The sequence below is a fragment of the Hallerella succinigenes genome (assembly GCF_002797675.1).
Taxonomy (GTDB): domain Bacteria; phylum Fibrobacterota; class Fibrobacteria; order Fibrobacterales; family Fibrobacteraceae; genus Hallerella; species Hallerella succinigenes.
On record NZ_PGEX01000001.1, the window covers coordinates 2,150,455 to 2,175,028 of the forward strand.

Genomic DNA, 24,574 nt, shown 5'->3' on the forward strand with positions numbered 1-24,574 from the left:
CACACATCCATCAGCCGCACCCAAAAACGTGTCCGGTTTTCTCGGGTGCGTTTTTTTGTTTTTCTGCCTGTTTAATTTTGAATTTTGGAAGCGGCCTTATCCGCCGCTTTTTTAGCGGTTTCCTTGGCGGATTCCGCGGCTTGATTCACCGCTTCTTCTGCCGCTTCTTCGACTTTGCTTTCGAGCGTTTTGCGAATCGTATTTTGCGTATCGATGATTTTCTGTTCAGCACCCGACTGACGAAGCACATAAGAGTAAACGCCATAAGCAAAGGAAGTGTCCCTTTGCGTTTTCAAAGTTCCGGACAGCGGTAAAAGATACAGCGTCGAAAGGAGAATGACACAGGGAATGACACCCTTGATGAATCCTAAAAAACCTCCGCCTAGCGCATTCACCAATGAAAAATGCCGCTTCATGAACTTGTTCACAAAGTGTCCTAGAATGCGGAGCAAAATAAATGGCAAAAGGAATCCGAGGACGCGCGTCAAAATGATGAGCGTTGTTTCCGAAAAGCTAAAGTTTTCGGAGAGGAAGGGGCCTAACAATTCCGGTGCATAAATCACGCCGATTGCACCGCCGATCCAAGCGATCAAATGGACAATCGTCTTGGCGAGGCCGCAAAAAATGCCAATGCCGACGAGGATCAAAAGAATCGATCCGCAGAAGATATCTATCCAGTTTGCTTCCATTTTGAACGGGCTTTAGCTGCAGATGAGGGCGGTGATAAAGGTCGCAAGAAGGGCGCCTGCGGCAGCTCCTGCAATCAGCCCGAACTTGAACATCTGCATTTTAGAGTTTTTGGGCAGTTCCGGCAAAGGCTCGTTGCGCATAGTCGCTTTGAGCCATTCGCGACAAGGAATGTCGAGCTGTCGCGGGTAACCGTCCATGATGCTTGCCAAGGCGTCCGCCGCTTCCTTTGTCGAATGGAAACGGTCCTGAGGCTTCTTTTCCAAACATTTTAAGATCCAACGGCGAAGATTGTACGGGACTTCCGGTGGAAAGTTCTTGATTTTCAAATGCAGATTCAGAATGTACTGGGACGTCAGTTCCATGGACTCGCCGCGGAACGGATTTTTACCCATCACCATTTCGCAGGCGATAATTCCGAGGCTAAAAATGTCCGAAGCATAGGTAACCGTAAAGCCTTTGACCTGTTCCGGACTCATATAGGCTGCGGTGCCGAGAACGCTTCCCGGAAGGGTCATGTCCTGGCCCGGATTTGCATCGCGGGCAATGCCGAAGTCGAGCAGGCGCACGCGACCGTTCTTTTCGACCATCATGTTCGACGGTTTCAAGTCGCGGTGAATAATCTGGTTTGCGTGTACGCAGATGAGCGTCTGCAAAATTTCGTGAATCAGATAGAGCGTGACCCAAATCGGCGGACGGCTGTTTACGTCCAAAATCTGGCGGAAAGTCGCTCCGTCCACGTATTCCATCGCGAGGGCGAGCTTGCCTGTGCGTTCTTGCCAAAGAGCAAAGGGATGCACAATGTTTGGGTGGTGCAAGGCGGCGAGAATCACGCATTCCCGCTTAAAACGGGCGATCAGGTCTTCGTAGCCGCGTAAACTCGGGAGCATCTGCTTGACGACCACGCGACGGCATAGCGAAGGATCTTCGCAAAGCCAAATATCGCCCATGGCACCCTGCCCAATTTTTTTGACTGCGGTGTAACCGCCGATTTTTGTCGGCGCTCTACGCTTGCGGGGCGTTTTTGTCCCATCTTTTGTTCCATCTTGTGAGTGAGTGATGTCGTCGATGATAGATGCCATAGTCGGTTCGAAATATAGAAAATCACCTTTGCTAATCTTTGTCATTTTGGGTGTTTAACCCATTCTGTGCAGTGCTTTTTTGTAAAACAATTTTTCAATTTTAAATATAGGGAACTCTTTATATACATTTGGGGCGGAAGTGTGTGGTAAGTTAAAAGGAGATCCGCGGAATGCGCAGATACGGATGTTTTTTCATAGCCCTTTGCTTGTCCATTTTATGGGGATGCTCAACTTCTTCTACAGTTGCAGAAGAGTCTTCGCCCGACGTTCAGCTCGATTCTTCGGCAAGCATGGAAACCTCATCCGCATCGGTTGAATCCTCTTCTTCTGTTTACGTCTATGTTCCGGGATTTAACCCATGCCGTTTTAACTTCGGTGCGGGCTGGCAATCCTCGCATGAGGATTCCGCTTTTTACGCCGGGCTCGATTACATCTCGGTATGGCTCGGCGATAACGATTTCTTCAACAGCTTTGAAAGCCGCATGTTGGATGTAGCGGTGCAGGTCCAGGCGACACCGATGATTTACGCCTACGTGATTGCGGAATTCGGTAAAGATCACGGACTCGAAGATTGCGATATCATCGGCGAAGACGGTAATTTTGTCACTCCGAACCTTTGCACGGATGGCGCAAACATTATCCGAACCTACTTCCAGGATTCCATCCTTTACCGCTATCGGCAATATGCGCAGGGGTTCCGCGAATATTTGGAATTCCATTACCCGGTGGGGACGGGAAACGCATCCATTCACGCGATCGATCCGGATACGCTCAAGTTTATTTGGCTGATCGAACCGGACTTTTACCAGTACTCGGAATCCGGCTCGAATCAAAAGGCGCTTTACGACAATACGGCTCAAAACGGCGGCGGCATTCCGGATGCAACGATGGCCGCCCTGTTCAACATGATTGTCGATACGATCCAGGCTTACCTCCCGGCATCCCAAATCGCAATCGACATTTCGCCTTGGGCAGATGACCAGGCGGCTTGGTACGCAAACTTTGACCTGAGCCGTGTGACTTATGCCAGTACATCTGGCGGTAGAACAGCCGCCACTTTGGAAAAAATCCGTGCCGGAAACAAGGTCACTTGGTCCGAAATCGCGACGCTTCTCGAAAAGCCGATTCTCGCGGATGCAGGCTATGACGCCGGCGGTGCCGGAACCGGTTACAGTGCCATTTGGGGCGTCCCCGAAAATCTGAATGCTCGAATTGCAAATGGGGTCATCGGCGTCACGCAGATGGATGCGGATGACTTCTATGCTGCACGTGTGGACTCGATCCGTCCGTATCTGAATTCGACGATCTGGTGTAACGAATAAAAGAAAGGAAGTTAGGTTTCGCCGAGTGTGATGATGTACTGCGAAATCGTACGGTCCCACTCGTAGCGGAACTGGTAAGCGTTGCGCACCAGGTAATTCCAGCTTTCCATATTGGTGCTGTACAGCTGGACCGCATTCTTCAACTTGCGAATCATCTGGTCTGGGGCTGCCGAATCATCGACGAGCATCGCGTTTGCCGTTGCAAAGTCTCCGACGTAATTGGAAAGCAGGTTTGCACAGCCCACATCGTGCCCGGTCAGCGGAATGGTTCCGCAGGCTAGGGATTTTAAGATCATGCTTGCGGAAGGTTCCGTCGGGTTCGCAGCAAAGAGAATGTCCGAACCGGCGAGAGCCATGCGCACAATCGAATTGCTGCCTTGGACTGTATTCAAGATCGCCATGTGGGAATGTTCCTGGCTTGCGACAGGCGTGTAGAAATCCCAGTCAGCGGTTCCTGGAGTTGTACCGACGACGACAAAAATATTCAACTTGTTGATGTCGCCAAGGAGGGTGGCGAGGGTTTCCGACGTGCGACCGGATTCCTGCCCCAAAGGGCAGAACATCACCATGCGGTGTTCAAAATCTTTTCCGAGGGCTTGCGAAAGGTCCGAACGGGCCGCTTTTTTTGCCTGTTCAATCGGTTGGTTCGCCTTGGCGTTAAAGTCCCAGAACGGGTAATTGACGCCAAATTGGATGCCTTTGAGCTTGTCCTGATTGCGGAGTAAGAAGCCCGAAAGTCCACCGCCGAGGTGGTTGTTGATAATGCCGTCGCAATATCCCGGGGAGGGGAGCAGTACCTTTTTGGCGTAGAAAATGCCCGCTTTGAGAAGGCTGACCTTACCCCAGAATTCATAGCCGTTCATGTTGAAATCTTTTCGCGGAAGTCCAATGCGTTCGATTTCGCTTTCGGTCACATGGAAATCGTAGGTGATGTTATGAACGGTAAAGAAAAAGGCTATATTGTCGAAAATGCCTGCGTAAGCCGTTTGGGCAATCGGAGCGAGCAGGGCTCCACCCCAGTCATGGCCGCAGAACATCGTCGGCTGAAAATGGATTGCGTCTGCATAGGCGAGTGCTGCCGAAGCGAGGAACGAAAACCGTAGGTGGTTGTCGCTGTAAGGGATTCCGTTTTCGCCGTAAATCGCTTCACGGTCGAAGTAGCTGTCGTAGCGGATATAGGCGTGGAGGGGATTTTCTCCGGTCCAGACTTCAAAAGGCATGTTTCGGAGTTTTTCAAAACCTTTGAAAACGCACTTAAATTGGACAGAATCGTCGAGAAGTCGGGAATAAAAGGGGGAAATCGCTAAAGATTCGGTTCCGGTCCGGATACACGCTTGGGTAAGCTGATTGACAGCTCCAGCCAGCTGGCTCGGCTTTTTCCATTCCCCGGCTTCGGGGCTTACGGCCAAAAACTTCAACGCGTACTCCAAAAAAATTATTTACGAACGCTAAGTATCAGTATACAAAATATTTAATTAAATTACAGAGGGTATTACTTCAAACTTATTTTTTTCCGGATAAAGGGTTAAAAATGAAAACTAAGCAACTGATCGTTCTTATGGCAGCTTCTGCACTTCTTTTGGCTGGCTGCAAGGGCGCTAACGAAAAACGCGGTGATTCCTACCTCGAAGAAGGTCGTTATCAGAACGCCATCAATTCTTACCTGACCGCCAAGGAAAAGGGCAAGATGTCCGATGAATTCTACGACAACTTCACCCTCGCCCTCGCCAAGCGCGCTGAAATGGAAAGTAAGAAGGATCCGCAGAGCGACCTCATTCACGGTCTCTTTGAACAGGCTCTTCAGAACATCGGTAAGGTGCAGAACGTGGAAACGGCTGCCCAGATCGGTGAAGCCCTTTCCGCTGTCGGTTTGAACCAGGCTTCTGCGGAAGGTGCTGATTTGGGCACTATTATCGACGGTTTTGCCAAGATCGACTCCTCCATTTCCCTTTTGACTCGCCTCGGCGGCGACGTTTCGAAGGTCAAGGCTTTCCGTACTCAGGCTGAAAACGTCTACGTTTCCAAGGCTCTCCCGGAAGCTCTCGAAGAGGATGATCCGGTCGTGAAGGAATATAACCTCCTCGCTATCGAACTTATCGCCCCGAACAATGCGGATTTGAAGGCTGCTCATAACAAGAGCCGTATCGTTACCCGTCCGTACTTCCTCATCTTCGGTGAAAACATTCCGAACAAGTCCCCGCTCGTCGACAAGTGGGGCTATATCATGGCTTTCCCGTCCATCAGCATTTCTGCAACGTCCCTTACGGGCGAACTCCAGTTCTGGGCTTCGACCGGCAACAACACCGAACTCGATCCGTCTAAGATCAAGCTCGTCTCTACCACGGGTGAAGAAGTCTTCGCTAAGATGGTGGGCAAGGGTTGGTGCGAAGCGGAAGTCATCGTCGGCAAGAAGGGCCAGGAAAAAATCGAAAAGAAGCAGAAGCCTTTCACCGGCAAGGGCAAGCTCATGAACGAATTCCAGTGCTCTGTGAATGTCATGTTCAATTATGCGAATGGCTTTGTTCCGGATTACGTTGAATATAAGGATGAATTCGGCGTTGGCCGTAAGTATCTCGGTCAGTAATCCTTATTCAAGGCGGATTCTAAAAACGCTCGCTTTCCGCGAGCGTTTTTTTGTATTTTTGGGAACGATTTTACCCCTATTTAAAAAGGTGCCACCCTCTTGTTCTTTCGTGTTCTTACCTTTCTTTTCGTTTTGACCGCTTTCTCGATGGCGCAGCTGTTGGATGTGCCAGAAGAATATACGACGCCGACGACTGTGCGTCATGTGCGAGCGGAAGGCCTTATTAATATGGATGAGCGCTCGGTGCTCAGCCGTGTGAGCGTCCGTGATGGCCAAGTGCTTCCTCCTTCTGCTTTTACAGAAAAGGTGCAGAAGAGCGTTTCGGATTTGTTTGAAACCGGATATTTCGACGATGTAACCGCTTGGGTGGACTATCAGCCGGGTAACGAAAATAAGGTGGACCTCGTCTTCCGCGTTGTGGAACTTCCGGCTTTGGATACCATTTTCATCGAAGGTTGCGACGAAATCTCCGAAGAAGACGTCCGTTTGAAGATCAACCTTTTGCAGGGCCGCGTTTACAGCAAGAGCGGTCTTGAACGCGATCGCCAGAACATTTTGAACTATTACCGTGGAGAAGGCTATCTGCTTGCGGAAGTCGGCTTCCGTGAAACGCCGGTTTCCGACCATGAAAACGATGTGACTTTTATTATCCGTGAAGGTCCTAAGGTTCAGGTGGATTCCATTGTGATTACGGGTAACGATCATGTTCCGGCGACAGACATTACCGATCACATGGTCACCAAGCGCACCCACTGGTGGGGCGATGGGGAATTCAAGGAAGCGATTTTTGAAGCGGACCGCGATTCGGTTTTGAATGCAATCCGTCACTTCGGTTATTTGGATGCGGAACTCAAGGAATACCGTGCGGAATATCTGCCGGATTCGAGCTGTAACTTCTACTTAGGGCGAGCGGTTCCGAAGGGGCGAAAGCTCACGCTCCTCTATGGCCAGTTGAACCAGGCGATTGCGGATACAGCGAATATCATGAACCGTCTTGCAGGCCGAGTTCAGGAAAAGTCCGCGCACTACTACCGCGAACACCGTTCGAACTTCCACCCGTACTCCCAGGCAGTGCCGGTGTACAATGTGCAAGATGAAGAAACCGCTGTTAAGATTTTGAACGGCATCATTACATACGAAGAACTCCGCAAGGAATGGATCAAGAACCTTCCGAAGGACCACAACTGGAAGAACCGGAAAATCGATTCGTTGATGAAAAAGCACAAGCGTAACCGTTACGACGAAAAGCTTTTGACCCGCTATACGATGGAAGAAACCTTTGGCGCTCTCACTCCGTATGACAGCGTGATCACTTCCAAGTATGTGCGCATTTACATCGACATTAACGAAGGCCGTCGTTATTACACGGGTGCAGTGCACTTCACCGGAAATGAAATCTTGACCGATAAGATGCTTTCCCACTATGTTTACCTCGACAGCGGCGAAGTCTTTGACTATTACGCTTATGAAGCGACTCGCAGCGGTATTATTTCGGCTTACCGCGAAGAGGGTTACCTTTTTGCACAGTACGACGAAACGCGTGAATTTGTGAACGACAGCATTGTGAACCTGGAATACAAGGTGCGCGAAGGTTTGCCGGCTCAGATCCACCGCGTGAACATTATTGGAAATACGAAGACCCGTGATAAGGTGATTCGCCGTGAAGTGCGCCTGTTCCCGGGCGACACGTACCGCCAGTCTTCGATGGAACGTAGCTTCCGTGAAATCATGCAGCTGAACTACTTTGACATGGTCTATCCGGATATCCAGGTCGTCGGCGATCAGGATGTGGACTTGATCTTTAAGGTTGCAGAAAAGGAGGCGGGTACGGGTCAGTTCAGTGCGGGCCTTGCCTACAGCCAGAGTGATGGTCTTACCGCAACTCTCGGCGTTTCGATTCCGAACTGCTGTATGGGTGATGGCCAGAGCGCGTCTTTCAACGTGGAATACGGTGAAGACAAGAAGAGTGCCTCGATTAGCTTTATGGAACCTTGGTTCCTCGATTATCCGATTACTCTTGGTACAAGCTTGAGCTATGCCTGGTGGAATCAGGATGACGATCCGGATATTACGCGTTACGGTGGTACGATCTATGTCGGTAAACGTTTGAAGTGGCCGGACGACTACTTCTACGGTCAGATTGGTTACAGCTGGATGATGAATAAGCAGGGCGATAACGTGGACGGCAGCCTTATCCGCTACTCCGGTATCGAATCCGCTTTGAATTTCAAGTTGATCCGCGACGACAAGAATTTGCCACAGTTCCCGACGGACGGTTCCCGCTATGTGCTGTCTGTGCAGTGGGCTGACGAAGTGATTGGCAGTCATTTCAACTTTGTGAAGACGGACTTGACGGTGAAGTGGTGGTTCCCGCTCATCGGCGATCGCGTGGCTCTCGCTTTGACAAACGAATACGGTATTATGGTGGGCGATCCGCTGCAGTACAGAACCTTGTACCAGATGGGTGGTGTCCTCGGTTACGATGGTATGATGCGCGGTTATAGTTCGGGCTCGATTGGCTATCGTCGCTTGGGACGTAGCTACCAGTACATCGGTGCAGAAATCCAGTGGGGTATTGTCCCGAATACGTTCTACCTGCTTCCGCTCTTCTTCGATGCGGGTAACGTTTTCGGTAAGCGCTATGACCCGGACACGAAGGTTTCCAAGAATCAGCCGAATCCGCTGACGGAATGGGATCCTTCGAGCCTCAAGCGAGACTTCGGCTTCGGCTTCCGAGTGGTGGTTCCGATGCTCGGTATTATCGGCTTCGACTTCGCATGGCCGCTGGATCCTGGTGAAACTTACTCCGGTTTGCAGCGTACAAGCGTCGGCGATATGGAATTCAATTTCGTTATCGGTCAGGGATTCTAATGCACGTCAAGAAACTTTTCCTCATTCTTTTTGCCGCGCTTCTTGTGTGCGGCACCGCTTCCGCGGAAGACGGCCTGCGCGTGGCGCACGTCGATTCCAAGCTGATTTTTGAAGGGTACAAGGGCACGAAAAAGGCTCAGGAAGAATACGATCGCCAAGTGGCAAAATGGGAACAGCAAGCGAACCTTTTGCAAAAGGAACTCGCTGCGATCAAGGAAAAGCTCGATAAGCAGGCTTTGATGCTTTCGGACGAAAAACGCAATGAACTCGAAGCCGATTATGCCAAAAAGAACACGGAATTGAAGGAATTCATCGACCGCGTTTACGGCAGAACGGGCGAACTCATCACCGAAAATGAAAAGGTGAGCGCTCCGATTATCGCGCTCATTAAAAAGGCAGTGACTGAAATCGCCCTTCAAGAAGGTTACGATATGGTGGTGGATCGTGCCACGGGAGCGGTGCTTTTCTGGAAGGATGAGAACGATTTGACGAAAAAGGTCTTGGATTACCTGAACGCCCGATAAAAGTGTGCAAGTGAAAATTCAGTAGGGATTCCCAAACGGGAATCCCTATTTTCATTTATATTTATTGATGTGAAAAAGATTGATGGACGTACTCAATTGCTCGCCATCTTCGGAAACCCTGTCGGTCATAGCAAGTCCCCTTGTATGCACAATGCGGTTTTTGAAAAGCTGGGCATGAATGCGGCGTATGTGCCGCTATCCCCAGAGCCTGCCGATTTAGGCAAGGCGATTCAAGGCTTCCGCGCGATGAAATTTGTCGGCGCGAATGTTACCATTCCCTTCAAAGAAAAAGTCGGCGAATTCCTGGACGGCCTCTCGGACATTTCGAAGTTTACCGGTAGCGTGAACACGCTTTACTGGGAAAACGGCGAAGTGGGCGGTAAGCTGCTCGGAACGACGACGGATCCGTATGGAGCTCTTTGTGACTTGGAAGAACACGGTGTAACGGTGAAAGGTTCTCGCGTGGCGATCCTTGGCAACGGAGGTGCCGCTCGCGCGATTGCGTATGCGATGCTTGTCGAAGGCGCTTCCAAACTGACGATCGTTTCGCGGAATGCGGAACGTGGAGTGGAACTTGCGGATGCACTTTCGAAGGCTTTTCCGGACAAACCTGCGGTTGGCTGTGTGCTGTTTGCAGAATTTGCAAAGATCCGCGATAATCTCGACTTGGTGCTGAACGCGACGAGCGTAGGTATGACTCCGAATGTGGACGCGTCTCCGCTTTCGAAAGAAATGCTTTCGTCGAAGTTTGCCGTTTGCGACATCGTTTACAACCCGAAAGAAACGAAGCTTTTGCGCGAAGCGAAAGAAGCGGGTTGCAAGGTGGTCAGCGGTAGCGCTATGCTCGTGCATCAGGGTGCAAAAAGTTTTGAATTTTGGTTCCCCGGTAAAAAGTCCGATGTGAACGAAATGAAGACCGCGATGGGCCTTTCGGAGGGAGAGTGATGACGACGTTGAAGAAAACGGTTTACTTTACCGGATTTATGGCAAGCGGCAAAAGCCGTATTGGCCGTGCGATTGCGGAACGCTTGCATGCGCCGCTGATCGATACGGACGCTTTGATTGTAGAACGTCAAGGCAAGAGTATTTCCGAAATTTTTGAAACTCAAGGCGAAGTCGCTTTCCGTAAAATGGAACTCGACGTAATCCGGGAAATCGCAGCGGATCCAAAGCCGAAGGTCGTCGCCCTGGGCGGTGGAACTTTGACCCAGGCTTCGGTCGTTTCGTTAATCCGTAAAACGGGCTTGATCGTTCGCTTGTGGGCGACTCCGGAAGTTCTTTCGGAACGCATCGGCCGCAAGGATACGCGTCCGCTGATGGCGGGCCTTTCTCCGGAAGAACGCTTGGCGAAGATCAAGACGATGCTCGCCGAACGCGAACCGCGCTATGCGCTGGCAGACTTTAGCGTCGAAAGCACGAACGATTCCGAAGAAAAGGTGATTTCTGCAGTGCTCCGCGGACTTCAGTTCTGGGAAAATCGTGCAGTCTATGTGGAACCGTCCGGCGGTTCGCATTATCCGATTTTTATCGGCCATAAGCTTATCCCGCATTTTTCGACGCTTTTGAACGGTCTCCGTTTGATGCCAAAGGATTCCTTCCTTGTGGTGACGGATACGACGATTGCGAAGGCGCAGTCCCGTAGCTTGGGAATGCTCAAGCATGAAGCGGGAGATTGCCCTGCTTTTAAGTTCCGCGCCGGTGAAATCTTTAAGAACTTGAACAGCTTGAATCAGCTGTTCACGTTTATGCTGCGCCGCCGCTATAGCCGCAAGTCCTGCTTACTTCAGCTTTCGGGCGGTGTCGTCGGTGATATGGCGGGTTTTGCCGCTGCGACGTATCAGCGTGGTATTGATTTTATTCAGATACCGACAACGCTTCTTTCGATGGTCGACAGCTCGGTCGGCGGAAAGGTGGCGGTGAACCATCCGGAAGGCAAGAATATGATCGGCGCCTTCTATCAGCCGAAGGCGGTCGTTTGCGATTTGGATACGCTTTCGACCCTTCCCGATACGGAATACTTGGCAGGCCTTGCCGAAGTCATCAAGTACGGCGTAATCTATGATGCCGAATTTTTCAAGTACTTGGAAGAAAACGTGCAGAAGATTCTCGCCCGCGATTCCGAAGCGATGAAGCACATTGTGCGTCGCAGCTGCGAAATCAAGGCGGAAGTCGTCGGTATCGATGAAAAGGAAATGGGCTTGCGTGCGATTTTGAATTACGGTCACACGTTCGGTCATGCGATTGAAAACCTGCATCATTACGAATTCTCGCATGGAATCGGTGTGAGCCTCGGTATGCGTGTGGCTGGTCGTCTCGCCTGCATGCTCGGCATGATTTCGAAGGAAGAAGAAAACCGCCAGACGGCGCTTCTCGATGCTTATGGATTCCCGAAAACGGTGGATGGCGTGAATGTGAATGCCGCCTGGGATTCGATGGGCGTCGATAAGAAGGTCGAAAAGAACAAGCGCGTTTACATTCTCCCGACAAAGATCGGTGAAGTCAAGAAAGTCGCAAATGTGGAAGAAGCTTTGGTGAAGGAAGCTTGGAAAGCGATCCTTCCGGAGGTGAATGCATGAGTATCTTGGTAACGGGCGGAACGGGAGCGCTTGGCTTCCATATCCTTGCAACAGTCACGCGAAACGGCGAAAAACTTTACAGTTTTAGCGATGAACAGCCGCAACCTTGGCAAAAGGTTGCCGACGTCACCTACTGTACGGGCGACTTGTTGAACTTTAAGGACGTTCTAGCCGTTATGAAGGAAGTGCAGCCACGTGCAATCTTCCATTTGGCAAGCCAGTCGAGCGTGGGACTCTCGTACAAGAAGCCCTATGAAACGCTCTCTACGAATTTGCTCGGAACGCAGACGCTTCTCGAAGCAGCGCGCCAGGTTGTACCAGAAGCGAAAATATTGCTTTTAAGCTCCAGTGAAGTTTATGGCCGTACCATGGGCACGCTTTTGACGACTCTTCGCAAGGAATCGGATCTGCCGAATCCGCTGACTCCGTATGCGACTTCCAAGGCTTGCATGGAGCTTCTCGGGAACCAGTTTACGAATGCTTATGGCATGCACATTGTGACGATTCGCCCGTTCTACTTTACAGGTCCGCACCACAGCCGTCGCTTCCTGATTCCGGCGATCGCAAGCCAGCTTGTCAAAATTCAAAAGTACGGTGCAGAACCGATCATTTATTCGGGAAGCCTGGACGTGAGCCGCGACGTTTTGGACGTGCGCGATGTGGCGCGTGGCTTGATTCAGGTGCTGCAGGCGGGGAACCCGGGCGATGTTTACAATATATGCTCCGGTAAATCTTATACCTTCCGCGAACTCACGGAAATGCTCGTCGATATTTCGGGTGCGGATGTGGAATTCCGCTTCGATCCTTCGAAAGAACGTACTTTGGACATACCTCTTTTGATCGGCGATCCGGAAAAGATCATGGAACTCGGATGGAAACCGATGATCACGATTGAAGATTGCCTGGTAGATCTTTACAACGAAATGATCGTTCGCTTGAAGATGGAGAAAGATTTGAAGATGGGTTAATTCGCCCGTAAAATTTAGTTGCTATATTTCCATCCACTATGATGTTTTCGCAACTGACCGAATCTCTTGAATCGACTCTTAAAAACCTGCGTGGACAGGGGACGCTGACGGAAGAAAACGTCGCGGATTCCCTCCGTGAAGTACGCCGCGCATTCCTCGAAGCGGACGTAAGCTTCAATGTGACCCGCGACTTTGTGAAGGCCGTGAAGGAAAAGGCGATGGGATCCGAAGTTTTGACTTCGGTGACGCCGGGCCAACAGATCGTGAAAATCATCCACGACGAACTGGTGCAGGTGATGGGCGGTGAGACCAAGGAAATCGCTCTGTCGGGCAAGCCTCCTGTCGGCATCATGATGGTAGGTCTTCAGGGTTCTGGCAAGACGACTTTTGCCGCGAAGATTTCTCTCTATTTAAGAAGCAAACGCAAGAAGAAGCCTCTTCTCGTCGCTGCAGACGTTTATCGCCCGGCCGCTATCAAGCAGTTGCAGGTCCTCGGTAAGTCTATCGGTATTCCGGTGTATGACGAAGGCGAAGGCAACCCGGTTGAAATCATCCAGCACGGTTACGAATATGCGGAAAAGAACGGCTTTGATGTCGTGATCTACGATACCGCAGGCCGTTTGCAAATCGATGAAAAGTTGATGCAGGAATTGGAGCAGGCGCGTGAAGCGGTGCATCCGGAAGAAATCCTTTTTGTTGCCGATGCGATGATCGGTCAGGAAGCGGTGAACGTTGCGCAGACGTTCTTTGAACGCTTGAACTTTACGGGCGTCTGCCTTTCCAAAATGGACGGCGATGCGCGTGGCGGTGCCGCTCTTTCGATCAAGAAGATCACGGGCGTGCCAATCTGCTTTATCGGTGTCGGTGAAAAACCGAACGAAATCGACCTGTTCCATCCGGACCGTATGGCAAGCCGTATCCTCGGTATGGGTGACGTCGTTTCTCTCGTGGAAAAGGCGCAGTCCGTGATCGATGAACGTGACGCCAAGGATCTAAAGAAAAAAATTCTGAACAATACGTTCGACCTGGATGACTTCCTCCGTCAGCTTCGCACAATCAAGAAGCTCGGCCGTTTGAAGGATATCCTCGGTCTTATTCCGGGCTTGAACAAGCTTCCGCTCGACCAGATCAACGAAAAGGAAATGGTCTACGTTGAAGCGATTTTGAGTTCGATGACCGAAAAGGAACGCAAACATCCGGAAATCATCAACGGTAGCCGCAAGAACCGTATCGCCAAGGGTTCTGGCACGGAAATCAACCGTGTGAATCAGGTGCTTCGCCAGTTCGAAGATATGAAAGCGATGTTCAAGAAAATCGGTTCGTTTGCCAAAAAGCAGAATGGCGGTGCCCCGATCGGTTCGAACTACACCCCTCCGAAAAAGAAAAAAAAGAAACGTTAGGATTTAGCCGAAGGGCAAAAAATTGCAAGGGGACGAAAGCCACAGAAGTTGAAATGCGTCACACTGCAAAAAACAGTGGCTTTACGGTTTGTTCGTAAGAAATTAATTTTGAGGATACTATGAAAAAAATCAAACTCTTGGCTGCAGCCATCACTCTCTGTGCCTCTGCTTCTTTTGCTGCAGACGGCATGTTCTCCGACGCTCTTCCGAAGAACTGGAATGCAGACGTTCTCGCTTCTGCTCAGTTCACGCGTCATCACTACAGCAACTGGAAGAATGGAGCTGATGGTGTCAACACGAACGTTTGGATTCTGAAGTACGACGCTGATGTGATCGGTCACTTCTCCCACTTTGACTGGCGTACCCTTGTCAATCTCGAATGGGGCCAGACCTATATGAAGGGCACGGGTACCCGTAAGACGAACGATAAGATTTTCATTGAAACGACCGTTGCTGAAAACGATCTTAAGCCGTTTGAACCGTATGCAGGCCTCCGCTTCGAATCCCAGTTCACCAAGAGCTATACCTATGATGACGACGATGTGAAAACGGCTGTGTCTTGCTTCATGGACCCGGCTTACTTCACCCAGATGCTCGGTGTCGCTTACGTCCCGAACGACAACTTTAGACAGAGCCTCGCCTTTGCAAACCGCTTGACCATTTCTGAAGGTTACGGCTATGCAGATGACAAGGACACGAAAAAGTTCGAAAAGTACAAGGACGAACCGGGTCTTGAAAGCGTGACCGAATACAAGGCTGCACTTTCTTCCCTCGCTTCCTTCAGAACCCGTCTCTGGGCCTTCGTGAACTTCCACGGAGTGGATGAAATCGACGGCAAGTGGGAAAACTACCTCGATGTGACGATTGCTCCGCTGATCGTCTTGAGCGTTGGTGTCGAAGTCGCTTACGACAAGGATATCGATGAAGATTCCCAGTACCATGATTCCGTGAATCTCGGCATCACTTGGCGCTGGTTCTAATATATTTATAACATTTCCTGAACAAAGAAAAAGCTATCTTTTGCGAGGTCACAAACCTTTAGCACAAGGTAGCTTTTATGATTATTCTTCGCGGTTCGCCTGCGCTCTCTTCTTTCAGAGTTCAAAAACTGCTCTCTGATTTTCAACAGGAATCCCTTCCGGTGAAGGGAATTTATGCGGAGTTCGTTCACGTCGTTGATCTTGAATCCGACCTCACTTCTGAAAAAAAGTCCACTCTCGAAAAACTTTTGACCTACGGTCCGTCGCTTGAAGCGAAGGATCCGGAAGGTTCTCTTTTTGTTGTCGCTCCGCGTCCGGGAACCATCAGCCCGTGGAGCTCCAAGGCTACGGATATCGCTCACATCTGCGGTCTCTCTGAAATCAAGCGCATTGAACGCGCTGTCGCTTATTACGTGGACTTCAACGGCGGCGTCACCGAAGAAGTTTCGAAAAAGGTCAAGGCTAAGATCCACGATCGCATGACCCAGAAGGTTTTCCAGGCTTTCCATCAGCTCGACGTACTCTTCCTCCATGAAGAACCGAAGAAGCTCGTGGAAGTTCCAATCCTCACGGAAGGCCATCTCGCTCTTGAACGTGCCGACAAGGAAATGGGCCTCGCTCTTGCTTCGGCAGAAATCGATTATCTCGTGGAAAGCTTTACCGCTCTCAAGCGCAATCCGACGGACGTGGAACTCTATATGTTCGCAGAAATGAACTCCGAACATTGCCGTCACAAGGTCTTCGGTGCCGCTTGGACGATCGACGGGGAACAGAAGGATCTTTCCCTGTTCCAGATGATCAAGAATACTTACAAGATGCATTCGACGAATATCCTTTCCGCTTATAAGGATAATGCTGCTGTGATGAACGGTGCCGCCAAGGCGGGCCGCTACTACGCCGATCCGAAGACGAACAAGTACGGTTGGCACGAAGAACCGATTCCGATTTTGATGAAGGTTGAAACGCACAACCACCCGACGGCAATTTCTCCGTTCCCGGGTGCCGCTACCGGTAGTGGTGGTGAAATCCGCGATGAAGGTGCTACGGGTCGCGGATCAAAGCCGAAGGCCGGTCTCACGGGTTACAGCGTCTCGAACTTGAAAATTCCGGGATATGAACAGCCGTGGGAAAAGGATTTTGGAAATCCAGCCCGTCTCGCTTCTCCGCTGGATATTATGATTGAAGGCCCGCTCGGCGGCGCTGCTTTCAACAATGAATTCGGACGCCCGAACATTCTCGGTTACTTCCGTACTTTCGAAGAAGAAGTTCCTTCGACGAAGGGCAAGGAAGTCCGCGGTTACCACAAGCCGATTATGCTCGCTGGCGGTCTTGGTAACATCAAGGAAGAATTTATTTCCAAGGGTCACATCAATCCGGGGGACGCTTTGATCGCTCTTGGCGGCCCGGCAATGCTGATCGGTCTCGGTGGCGGTGCTGCAAGCTCGGTGACGAGCGGTAGCGGTAACGAAGACCTCGACTTTGCAAGCGTGCAGCGCGGGAACCCGGAAATGCAACGTCGTTGTCAGGAAGTGATCGACCGTTGCTGGGCTCTCGAAAAGGAAAATCCGATTTCCTTCATTCACGACGTGGGTGCTGGTGGGCTTTCGAATGCTTTCCCGGAACTCGTGAACGATGGCGGTCTCGGCGGTAAATTCGAACTCCGCAAGGTGCCGAACGATGAACCGGGAATGAGCCCGTACGAAATCTGGAGTAACGAATCCCAGGAACGTTATGTGATTGCTGTCCCGCAGGACAAGCTTCAGGTGTTCGACGCAATCTGTAAGCGCGAACGTTGCCCGTATTCCGTTGTCGGTACGGCTGTGGAACAGAAGCAACTCACCCTCACGGACTCCCACTTTAACAATACGCCGGTGGATATGCCGTTGAACGTGCTTCTCGGCAAGCCGCCTCGCATGATCCGCGACAATCATTCCGCCAAGCGTCCGCTTTCTGCAACGCCGACTCTCGACAAGCAGACCGTGGGGGACGTTGCAAAGCGTGTCCTCGCAAACCCGAGCGTTGCCGATAAGACGTTCCTCATTACAATCGGTGACCGTTCTGTGACGGGTATGATCGCTCGCGATCAGATGGTTGGTCCGTGGCAGGTTCCGGTGGCTGATGTCGCCGTGACGACTGCAACTCTCGATTCGAATGAAGGTGAAGCGATGAGTATTGGTGAACGTGCTCCGGTCGCTTTGATTTCTCCGGCTGCAAGCGCTCGTATGGCTGTGGCAGAAGCTTTGACGAACATGGCTGCGGCAAGCATCGACGACATGGGTCGAATCAATCTTTCCGCAAACTGGATGGCTTCGCCGAATTACGAAGGCGACGGCGCCGATCTTTACGAAGCAGTGCAGTCCATCGGTATGGAACTTTGTCCGGAACTCGGCATTACGATTCCGGTCGGTAAAGACTCCATGAGCATGAGCACTGTCTGGGAAGACGAAAAGGGCAAGCACAATGTGACGGCTCCGATTTCTGTCGTCATTAGTGCATTCGCTCCGGTTGCCGATGCTCGCATCACTCTTACTCCGGTGCTTCAGAAGAAGGCTTCCCGCCTGCTTCTCGTTGACCTCGCTCGCGGCAAGAACCGTATGGGTGCATCGATTGCGGCACAGGTCTTCTGCGAACTCGGCAATACCGCTCCGGACGTTGACAATGCGAAGGAACTCCGCACATTCTTCGAAACGGTGCAGAAACTCAACAAGGCTCAGAAGATTCTCGCTTACCACGACAAGTCCGATGGAGGTCTCTTCGTCACGGCCCTTGAAATGGCCTTCGCCGGTCACACGGGCGTGACCCTCGACGTTTCCGCTTTGAAGGGCTCTCTGATTGAAATTCTCTTCAACGAAGAACTCGGCGCGGTCCTCCAGGTCGCAGACGAAAATGTTTCTGCGGTGAAGGATGCCTTTGCTGCAGCAGGTCTCGGCGACTGCGTCACGGACGTCGGTACGCTGAACGATTCTTATGAATTTATCGTCGGCGATTACAAGGCCGGTATTTCGGAACTCCGCTCCATTTGGAGCGACACGACCCGCCGTATCGCTGCTCTCCGCGATAATCCGGAATGCGCAGAAAGCGAATATCAGTTGAAGCTCGAACAGGACGATCCCGGTATTTCTCCGAAGGTCACGTTCGATGTGTCTGTAAAGAAGGATTACGAAAGCCGTCCGAAGATGGCGATCCTCCGTGAACAGGGCGTGAATGGTGAAGTCGAAATGGCCGCCGCTTTTGACCGCGCGGGCTTTGAATCCATTGACGTTCACATGACGGACATTCTTTCGGGCAAGATTTCCCTGAAGGACTTCCAGGGTCTTGTCGCTTGTGGCGGCTTCAGCTACGGAGACGTGCTGGGTGCAGGTGAAGGCTGGGCTAAGAGCATTCTCTTCCATGCAAAAGCCCGTCAGGAATTCGAAGAATTCTTCCGCCGTGAAAATACGTTCACGCTCGGCGTCTGCAACGGTTGCCAGATGGTTTCGAACCTCAAGGATTTGATCCCGGGAGCAGAACACTGGCCGCGCTTTGTGCAGAACCTCTCTGAACGCTTTGAAGCTCGCTTCAGCAGTTTGAAGATCGAAGAAACGCCGTCTGTGCTCTTGAAGGGCATGGCGGGTTCCGTTCTCCCGATCGCTGTGGCGCACGGAGAAGGTCGCGCGGAGTTCGCTAGCCGTGAAGCTGCCGAAGCCTGTCTCAAGACGGGTCTCGTGAGCCTCCGTTACGTGGATGGCAAGCATCAGTACACCGAACGTTATCCGCTGAACCCGAACGGCTCTCCGTTCGGTATCACGGGCCTCACAAGCAAGGATGGCCGAGCGCTCATCATGATGCCGCATCCGGAACGTGTGTTCCGCACCGTTCAGAACAGCTGGCATCCGGCAGACTGGGGCGAATACGCTCCGTGGATGAAGCTCTTCCTGAATGCACGTGCGTTCGTCGGTTAATCTGCGTTTTACGCCTAAAAAGGTCCGCCCACTCGGCGGGCCTTTTTATATTTTGAACTTGTATGGATAAGACTCAGATACCGCAGATTCTTTCGCTTCCCAAGATCCTCGACGATCGGGGAAATTTGAGTTTTATCGAATCGGAAAATCATATTCCGTTCAAGATTCGCCGTTGCTACTGGATTTACGATGTCCCCGGTGGACAGCGCCGCGGTAGCCACGCCTTTAAGAAACAGCAAGAGCTGATCATTGCGCTTTCGGGTAGCTTTGACGTGGTGCTGCACAACGGTAAAGAAGAAGTGCGCCACTCCTTGCGACGCTCTTACTACGGACTTTATATTCCGCCGATGCATTACCGCACCTTGGATAATTTTTCGACGAATTCCGTGGCGCTCGTGCTCAGTTCGGAACCTTATGATCCCGATGATTACATCTGGGAATTTGAAGATTTTAATAAGGCGGCGCAATGAAAGAACTTTTAGGCGGATGCCGCTACATCGAATTTCCGCGGACCACGGAACGCTCCGGGTCTTTGACGCCTGTGGAAAGTTTTAAGGATGTCCCGTTTGAAATCAACCGGGTCTTTTACCTGTACGATATTCCGGGCGGAGAAAACCGCGGCGGTCATGCGCATCAGGAATGTCACCAGTTGCTGATTGCCGCTTCGGGCGCTTTTGATGCCAAAATCGATGACGGTCAAAATTCACAGATCATCCATTTGGACAGACCTTACTATGGCGTGTATGTGCCACCTGGAGTCTGGGCGGAAGAATTGAATTTCTCTTCGGGATCAATCTGCCTTGTTTTAGCTTCGCATCCGTATGAGGAAGCGGATTACATCCGTGATTACAAACGCTTCCTTTCTTATGCAGAAAATCTTCGGGAGGGAAAATGATTCCCTATCTGGATTTGAAACGGGTGACGGATTCTTTTGAACCGGGACTTTCCAAGGCTTTGGAAAATGCGGTCAAGAGCGGTTGGTATATTCGTGGCAAGGAATGCGAACGATTTGAAAAGGCGTTTGCCAAATACTGCGGAACGGAATACTGCATTGGCGTTGCAAACGGTCTTGAAGCTTTAACTCTGATTTTCAAAGCGTATATTCAAATGGGCCGTTTAAATCGCGGGGACTTTGTGGTTGTCCCGGCGAATACTTATATCGCATCGGTCCTTTCGATTAGTGAAGCGGGCCTTGTTCCTCTGCTTACCGATCCGGATACGCAAACGCTCAATCTTTCAGTTGAAGGCGTCAAGCGTGTATGGAATCCGCAGGTGAAAGCGATTCTTGCGGTCGATTTATACGGAAGAGCGATTCCGGGCAAGGAACTTTCGGAATTTGCAAAGATCCACGATTTGATTTTAGTAGAAGATGCCGCTCAAGGGCACGGTGCTGTAGAAAATCACAAGCGTGCAGGATCTTTTGGCGATGCGGCCGGTTTTAGTTTTTACCCGGGTAAAAATTTGGGAGCGCTTGGCGATGCCGGTGCTGTCACGACTTCGGATGCGGAACTTGCGAAGACGATCCGCGCTCTTGCCAATTACGGTAGCGAACAAAAGTATGTGAATTTGTTCAAAGGAATGAATTCCCGCTTGGATGAATTGCAGGCGGCAATCCTTTCTTTGAAGCTTCCTCGCTTGGATTCGGATAACGCGAAACGCTCGCAGATCGCTAAACGTTACATGAAGTACATTTCGAATCCGCTGGTGACGCTTCCAAGTCCAGGAAAACCCGGCGAACATGTTTGGCATATCTTCGCCATTCGGACTTCTTACCGCAAGGCGCTCCAAGAGTATTTGACGCATTCGGGCGTGGGTACGCTCATCCATTATCCGATTCCGCCGCATCGCCAAAGTGCTTACGGGGAACTCGGGGAACTCTACTTTCCGATCGCGGAAGAAATCGCGGATACGGAACTCAGTCTTCCGCTGTATCCGCAAATGACCGAAGACGAAATTTCGAAAGTCATCGAGGCTGTGAATGCGTTTCATCTGTAGAATTGTCCGCAAAGCGGCTGCGCTTTCGCGCAAGGCTTTTTACCGCGTCCTTTCCGATGCAAAAGTGGAAGGTTCTCCTCGGCTTGCGTCTCCGCTGCTCGCTCAAGGTGCGGGAACGGTTCGCTTTGAAAAGAATGTTCACGTGGGACTCGCTTTCGATACGGACTTCTGGACTTCGTATGTCTTTGTGAATCCGCGGACAAAAGAAGCTCTCATTCAAATCGGGGAAGATTCCTGGGTGGGCAATCATTTTGTAGCGATTGCCGAAGGTCCGGGCATTTCGATTGGGAAGAAGGTCTTAATCGGTACGCGAGTTGAAATCTACGATTCGGATTTTCATACAGTCTTGCCGAATGTGCGCCTATCGGCGACTCCAAAACGGGCTGCGGTCAAAATCGCCGATGATGTTTGGATCGGTAACAATGTGACGATTCTCAAGGGAACTGAAATCGGGGAACATTCCGTGGTTGCGGCAGGAGCCGTTGTCTCGGGAAAATTCCCATCGAATGTCGTTCTCGGAGGCGTTCCGGCAAAAGTGATTCGCAAGATAGATCCGTTAGAAATTTTGGACGAGGTCGCTTCCCATGGCTGAGATTACCGTCCGACGTTACACAGCCGCTGATGCTAAAAAGTGGAACGATTTCATTGCGAAAAAATCCCGCAATGGCAACTTCCTTTTTGACCGGAACTACATGGATTACCATGCGGACCGTTTTCCGGACTGTTCGTTTCTCTTTTATAAAAAAAATGACATCTGTGCCGTGATTCCGGGCACTCTCGATGCAGATGGCGTTTTCAGTTCCCATGCAGGGCTTACTTTTGGCGGATTCGTTGTAGGCGCTTCGGTAAAGACAATGGATGTCAAATGCCTTTTTGATTTGCTCGATGCGGAGCTTCAAAAGCTCGGGGCGAAGAAGGTGATTTACAAAGCGCTCCCGTGGATTTATGCGGAACGCCCTTCGCAAGAAGATCTGTACTGGCTCTTTCGCAAAAATGCGAGGATCCGCGCCCGTTTGATTTCAAGCACGATCGAGCCGAAGGTTACACAGCCTTCCTCTAAAAAGAAGTATTACCTGAACAAGGGAAATCGCTTAGGACTCCTATTCGCGGAATCGAAGGATTTTAGCGGATTCTGGGACCTGCTCGACAGCTGCCTGCAAGAAGGGCACGGAGCGCATCCGGTCCATTCCAAGGCGGAACTCGAACTTCTTTCGAGCCGTTTTCCAAAGAATATCAAGCTTTACACGGTGACGCTCAACGGTGAACTTCTTTCGGGAAGCGTCGTGTACATTTCAAGCCAGGTTGCCCATGCGCAGTATTTGGCGAGTTCTGCAAAAGGACGCTCTTTGAATGCGATGGATTTTTTGATGATGAACGAAACGAATGCCTTTCCCGAAGTCCGCTGGCTTGACTGGGGAACTTCGAATGAAGAACAGGGTCGCGTTTTGAACGAAGGCTTGGTGCATCAAAAAGAAATCTGTGCGGCCCGTGGTGTCGCTTACGATATTTACGAGTACGATCTATGAAATCTTCGGGATTCTGGAAACAGTCTGCGGGTTCTGCGGTTGCGACGGCGATTCGCATTCTTTGCGCTTTTATCACGAATAAGTTTTTGGCTTCGATCATGGGGCCAGTCGGTTTTGCGGCTGTGGGGCAGTTGCAGAACCTGATCACCTTTGGACAAGGAACTTCTTCCCTTGCGCTGCAGAACGGTTGGGTGAGCCTCACCGCCCGTTACAAGGATAAGGAAAAGGAACTGGGCCCGATTTGGCGTGGCGGATTTCGAATTAGCGTGTACGCGTCGATTGCGACGGCGATTTTCTTTGCGTTGTTCGCTTTTTTTTCTCCGTTGCAGACCCTTTTCCCAGGCGTGCCGAAGCGTCTTTTGCAGGCGGCGATTCTCTTTGCGATTCCGGGGATGATCGCCCTTTCGATAACGACGATTTGCCAGGCGGTGATGAATGGCCTTTCGGATTATAAGCGCTGGGCTTCGATCACGATTATTTCTTCGGTCTTGAATTGTGTTTGGGTGATTGTCATGGTGCAGACGCGATCCTTGTCGGTGTTGAGCGCCGTGGCGACGCAGTCGTTGCTTTCTTGCGCTTTTGCGATTTGGAACGCCAAAAAAGGCGGTTTCCGTTACAAGCGTTTTAGTGCGATGCTCCAGAGCAATACCCAGATTTGGCGAGGTTATGCGTGGATGGGCCTTGTGCCGATGGTGCTGACTCCTGTGCTCTATATGTTTGTGCGTTCCTATTTGGCAAAGCAGTTTGGTTGGGATGCGGCGGGTCTTTGGCAGGGCGCAGTGCGTATTTCGGATTTTTTCAATGTCGGTTTTTCTTCGATTTTAGGGGTTGTATTGCTTCCGCGTCTTTCGGCGGCGATTTCTTCTGAAGAATTCTACAGAACGCTTCGCGGACTTTTGTTGCGCGTCATGGCGCTTGCCGGTTTGGTTGTGGGCATTCTCTTTTGGTTCCGTGAATATGTGGTGGTGATTGCGCTATCGCAAACCTTCCTTCCGTTAAAGGAACTGATCCCGTTGCAGTTTGTGGGAGACTTCTTTAAGGCGGGCTGCTGGTGCCTTGGCCTTGCGCTCGTTGCGCGGAAAGAAACGGTGGCATTCCTTTCTGTGGAAGTGGCTGCCGATGTTTTGTTCGCCGTTTTGACGGTTTTGGGTTCGGCTTCTTTGGGCTACCATGCGCCTTTTGCTGCTTACGCCGTTGAAAATGGGATTTGCTTTGTAGCCCTGTTGATTCTGTTGCGGAGACTTTCATGGAAGAACCTTTAGTTTCCGTGCTGCTTTCAAGCTACAATCACGCGCCGTACGTCGAAGCGTCCGTGCGTTCCGTGATGGCGCAAAAAGGCGTTCCATTCGAACTCATCGTCATTGATGACGGAAGCACAGACGAAAGTCCGCAAATTTTGGAAAGGCTCTCTAAAGAATTCGGATTCTTTTACAAGCACCGCGAAAACAAAGGTCTCGTCAAAACCCTGAACGAACTGATTTCCTTTTCGCACGGAAAGTACTTTTGCACATTCGCCTCGGACGACATCATGGCTCCGGGGCGCTTAGAAGCAGAGAGCCGCTTCTTGGAATCGCACCCTCAAGTGCCTGCCTGCGCCGGGCAAATTGTGAATATGCTTCCCGATGGAACGCTCGAAGGTTCACCCGATTCCCGTTTTGACCGTGCCACGGAAGCTTCTTTTGAAGACATTCTGCTTGGACGCGTCGAATTGAACGGCTCCACAGAAATGATTGTCAAAAGCAAGTTCGCCGAAGTCGGCTTCTACGATGAAAGTTTTCGCTTTGAAGATTTTCCGGCGTGGCTTGCCCTTTCGAACCGCTTTGGAAACATTCCCATTTTGAAAACGGTCTGCAGTCATTACCGAGTTCTTCCGAATTCGATGCACAAGAATCTAAACTTTATCTATGCACAGATTCTTGCGGTGGTTGAAAAGTACAAGACCCATGCCGCTTACCGCAAAGCGGTGAACCTTTGGAAAACCCGCTGGTTCTCATCGCTCGCTTACGATCAAAAGGGAGAAGCTCTGCGCATGCTTCCGAAGCTTTCGAACGCATCGCTCGCTTTCTGGATCCACCTTCCCAAACTTTTGATTCCTCGAAAGTTCTTGAAGTATTAGGC

General features: G+C 51.0%; 20 protein-coding genes. 17 read left to right on the plus strand and 3 right to left on the minus strand.

What is annotated here, in order from left to right; genetic code table 11:
- Positions 1 to 71: 71 nt before the first annotated feature.
- On the minus strand, positions 72 to 689 hold the full coding sequence (locus BGX16_RS09865) for a CvpA family protein (protein ID WP_100425872.1): 618 nt from the start codon (positions 687 to 689) through the stop codon (positions 72 to 74).
- Between the two features lie 12 nt (positions 690 to 701).
- Positions 702 to 1,769 carry a serine/threonine protein kinase gene (locus BGX16_RS09870; protein WP_157797978.1) on the minus strand — a complete coding sequence of 356 codons (1,068 nt, stop codon included), beginning with the start codon at positions 1,767 to 1,769 and terminating at the stop codon, positions 702 to 704.
- Between the two features lie 170 nt (positions 1,770 to 1,939).
- Between BGX16_RS09870 and BGX16_RS09875 the strand changes: the two genes are divergently transcribed.
- A complete protein-coding gene (locus BGX16_RS09875; protein ID WP_100425874.1) occupies positions 1,940 to 3,091 on the plus strand; it encodes a hypothetical protein in 1,152 nt (383 codons plus the stop codon).
- An 11-nt stretch (positions 3,092 to 3,102) separates the two neighbouring features.
- On the opposite strand, the gene BGX16_RS09880 is transcribed toward BGX16_RS09875, so the two are convergent.
- Positions 3,103 to 4,509, minus strand: coding sequence for a glycogen/starch synthase (locus BGX16_RS09880; RefSeq protein WP_100425875.1), 1,407 nt, complete (start codon positions 4,507 to 4,509; stop codon positions 3,103 to 3,105).
- A gap of 113 nt (positions 4,510 to 4,622) precedes the next feature.
- Here BGX16_RS09880 and BGX16_RS09885 point away from each other — a divergent pair, with 113 nt between their 5' ends.
- The 16 genes from BGX16_RS09885 to BGX16_RS09960 all read left to right on the plus strand — a co-directional run bounded on the left by BGX16_RS09885 (position 4,623) and on the right by BGX16_RS09960 (position 24,572).
- The gene (locus BGX16_RS09885) at positions 4,623 to 5,675 is read left to right on the plus strand and encodes a hypothetical protein (protein ID WP_100425876.1); all 1,053 of its coding nucleotides are present in this window, start codon (positions 4,623 to 4,625) and stop codon (positions 5,673 to 5,675) included.
- 147 nt (positions 5,676 to 5,822) lie between these two features.
- A complete protein-coding gene (locus BGX16_RS09890) occupies positions 5,823 to 8,546 on the plus strand; it encodes a BamA/OMP85 family outer membrane protein (RefSeq protein ID WP_100426826.1) in 2,724 nt (907 codons plus the stop codon).
- Entirely contained in the window at positions 8,546 to 9,070 is a 525-nt protein-coding gene (locus BGX16_RS09895) for an OmpH/Skp family outer membrane protein (RefSeq protein WP_100425877.1), read from the plus strand. The genes BGX16_RS09890 and BGX16_RS09895 overlap by 1 nt, the downstream gene beginning before the upstream one ends.
- Positions 9,071 to 9,139: 69 nt before the next feature.
- The gene (gene aroE / locus BGX16_RS09900) at positions 9,140 to 10,015 is read left to right on the plus strand and encodes a shikimate dehydrogenase (protein WP_100425878.1); all 876 of its coding nucleotides are present in this window, start codon (positions 9,140 to 9,142) and stop codon (positions 10,013 to 10,015) included.
- Positions 10,015 to 11,646: a 3-dehydroquinate synthase gene (gene aroB, locus BGX16_RS09905; protein ID WP_241899525.1), complete on the plus strand. Its 1,632-nt coding sequence runs from the start codon at positions 10,015 to 10,017 to the stop codon at positions 11,644 to 11,646. Before aroE ends, aroB begins: the two co-directional genes overlap by 1 nt.
- A complete protein-coding gene (locus tag BGX16_RS09910; RefSeq protein ID WP_100425879.1) occupies positions 11,643 to 12,614 on the plus strand; it encodes a GDP-mannose 4,6-dehydratase in 972 nt (323 codons plus the stop codon). The genes aroB and BGX16_RS09910 overlap by 4 nt, the downstream gene beginning before the upstream one ends.
- 41 nt (positions 12,615 to 12,655) lie before the next feature.
- Positions 12,656 to 14,014 (plus strand): signal recognition particle protein, encoded by a 1,359-nt coding sequence (gene ffh / locus BGX16_RS09915; RefSeq protein WP_100425880.1) that lies wholly within the window; start codon positions 12,656 to 12,658, stop codon positions 14,012 to 14,014.
- A gap of 119 nt (positions 14,015 to 14,133) precedes the next feature.
- Positions 14,134 to 14,994, plus strand: coding sequence for a DUF3078 domain-containing protein (locus BGX16_RS09920; protein WP_100425881.1), 861 nt, complete (start codon positions 14,134 to 14,136; stop codon positions 14,992 to 14,994).
- 77 nt (positions 14,995 to 15,071) lie between these two features.
- On the plus strand, positions 15,072 to 18,935 hold the full coding sequence (gene purL / locus BGX16_RS09925; protein WP_100425882.1) for a phosphoribosylformylglycinamidine synthase: 3,864 nt from the start codon (positions 15,072 to 15,074) through the stop codon (positions 18,933 to 18,935).
- Positions 18,936 to 18,997: 62 nt separating this feature from the next.
- A complete protein-coding gene (locus BGX16_RS09930) occupies positions 18,998 to 19,405 on the plus strand; it encodes a sugar 3,4-ketoisomerase (protein ID WP_100425883.1) in 408 nt (135 codons plus the stop codon).
- Complete coding sequence (locus tag BGX16_RS09935; RefSeq protein ID WP_100425884.1) at positions 19,402 to 19,830, plus strand: sugar 3,4-ketoisomerase; 429 nt, start codon at positions 19,402 to 19,404, stop codon at positions 19,828 to 19,830. The genes BGX16_RS09930 and BGX16_RS09935 overlap by 4 nt, the downstream gene beginning before the upstream one ends.
- Positions 19,827 to 20,930, plus strand: a complete 1,104-nt coding sequence (locus BGX16_RS09940; RefSeq protein ID WP_100425885.1) for a DegT/DnrJ/EryC1/StrS family aminotransferase — start codon at positions 19,827 to 19,829, stop codon at positions 20,928 to 20,930. The genes BGX16_RS09935 and BGX16_RS09940 overlap by 4 nt, the downstream gene beginning before the upstream one ends.
- Positions 20,914 to 21,522: an acyltransferase gene (locus BGX16_RS09945; protein WP_100425886.1), complete on the plus strand. Its 609-nt coding sequence runs from the start codon at positions 20,914 to 20,916 to the stop codon at positions 21,520 to 21,522. The genes BGX16_RS09940 and BGX16_RS09945 overlap by 17 nt, the downstream gene beginning before the upstream one ends.
- Complete coding sequence (locus BGX16_RS09950; RefSeq protein ID WP_100425887.1) at positions 21,515 to 22,456, plus strand: GNAT family N-acetyltransferase; 942 nt, start codon at positions 21,515 to 21,517, stop codon at positions 22,454 to 22,456. The genes BGX16_RS09945 and BGX16_RS09950 overlap by 8 nt, the downstream gene beginning before the upstream one ends.
- Positions 22,453 to 23,718, plus strand: coding sequence for an O-antigen translocase (locus tag BGX16_RS09955; RefSeq protein WP_100425888.1), 1,266 nt, complete (start codon positions 22,453 to 22,455; stop codon positions 23,716 to 23,718). The genes BGX16_RS09950 and BGX16_RS09955 overlap by 4 nt, the downstream gene beginning before the upstream one ends.
- Positions 23,703 to 24,572 (plus strand): glycosyltransferase family 2 protein, encoded by an 870-nt coding sequence (locus BGX16_RS09960; protein WP_100425889.1) that lies wholly within the window; start codon positions 23,703 to 23,705, stop codon positions 24,570 to 24,572. Before BGX16_RS09955 ends, BGX16_RS09960 begins: the two co-directional genes overlap by 16 nt.
- Positions 24,573 to 24,574 lie beyond the last annotated feature (2 nt).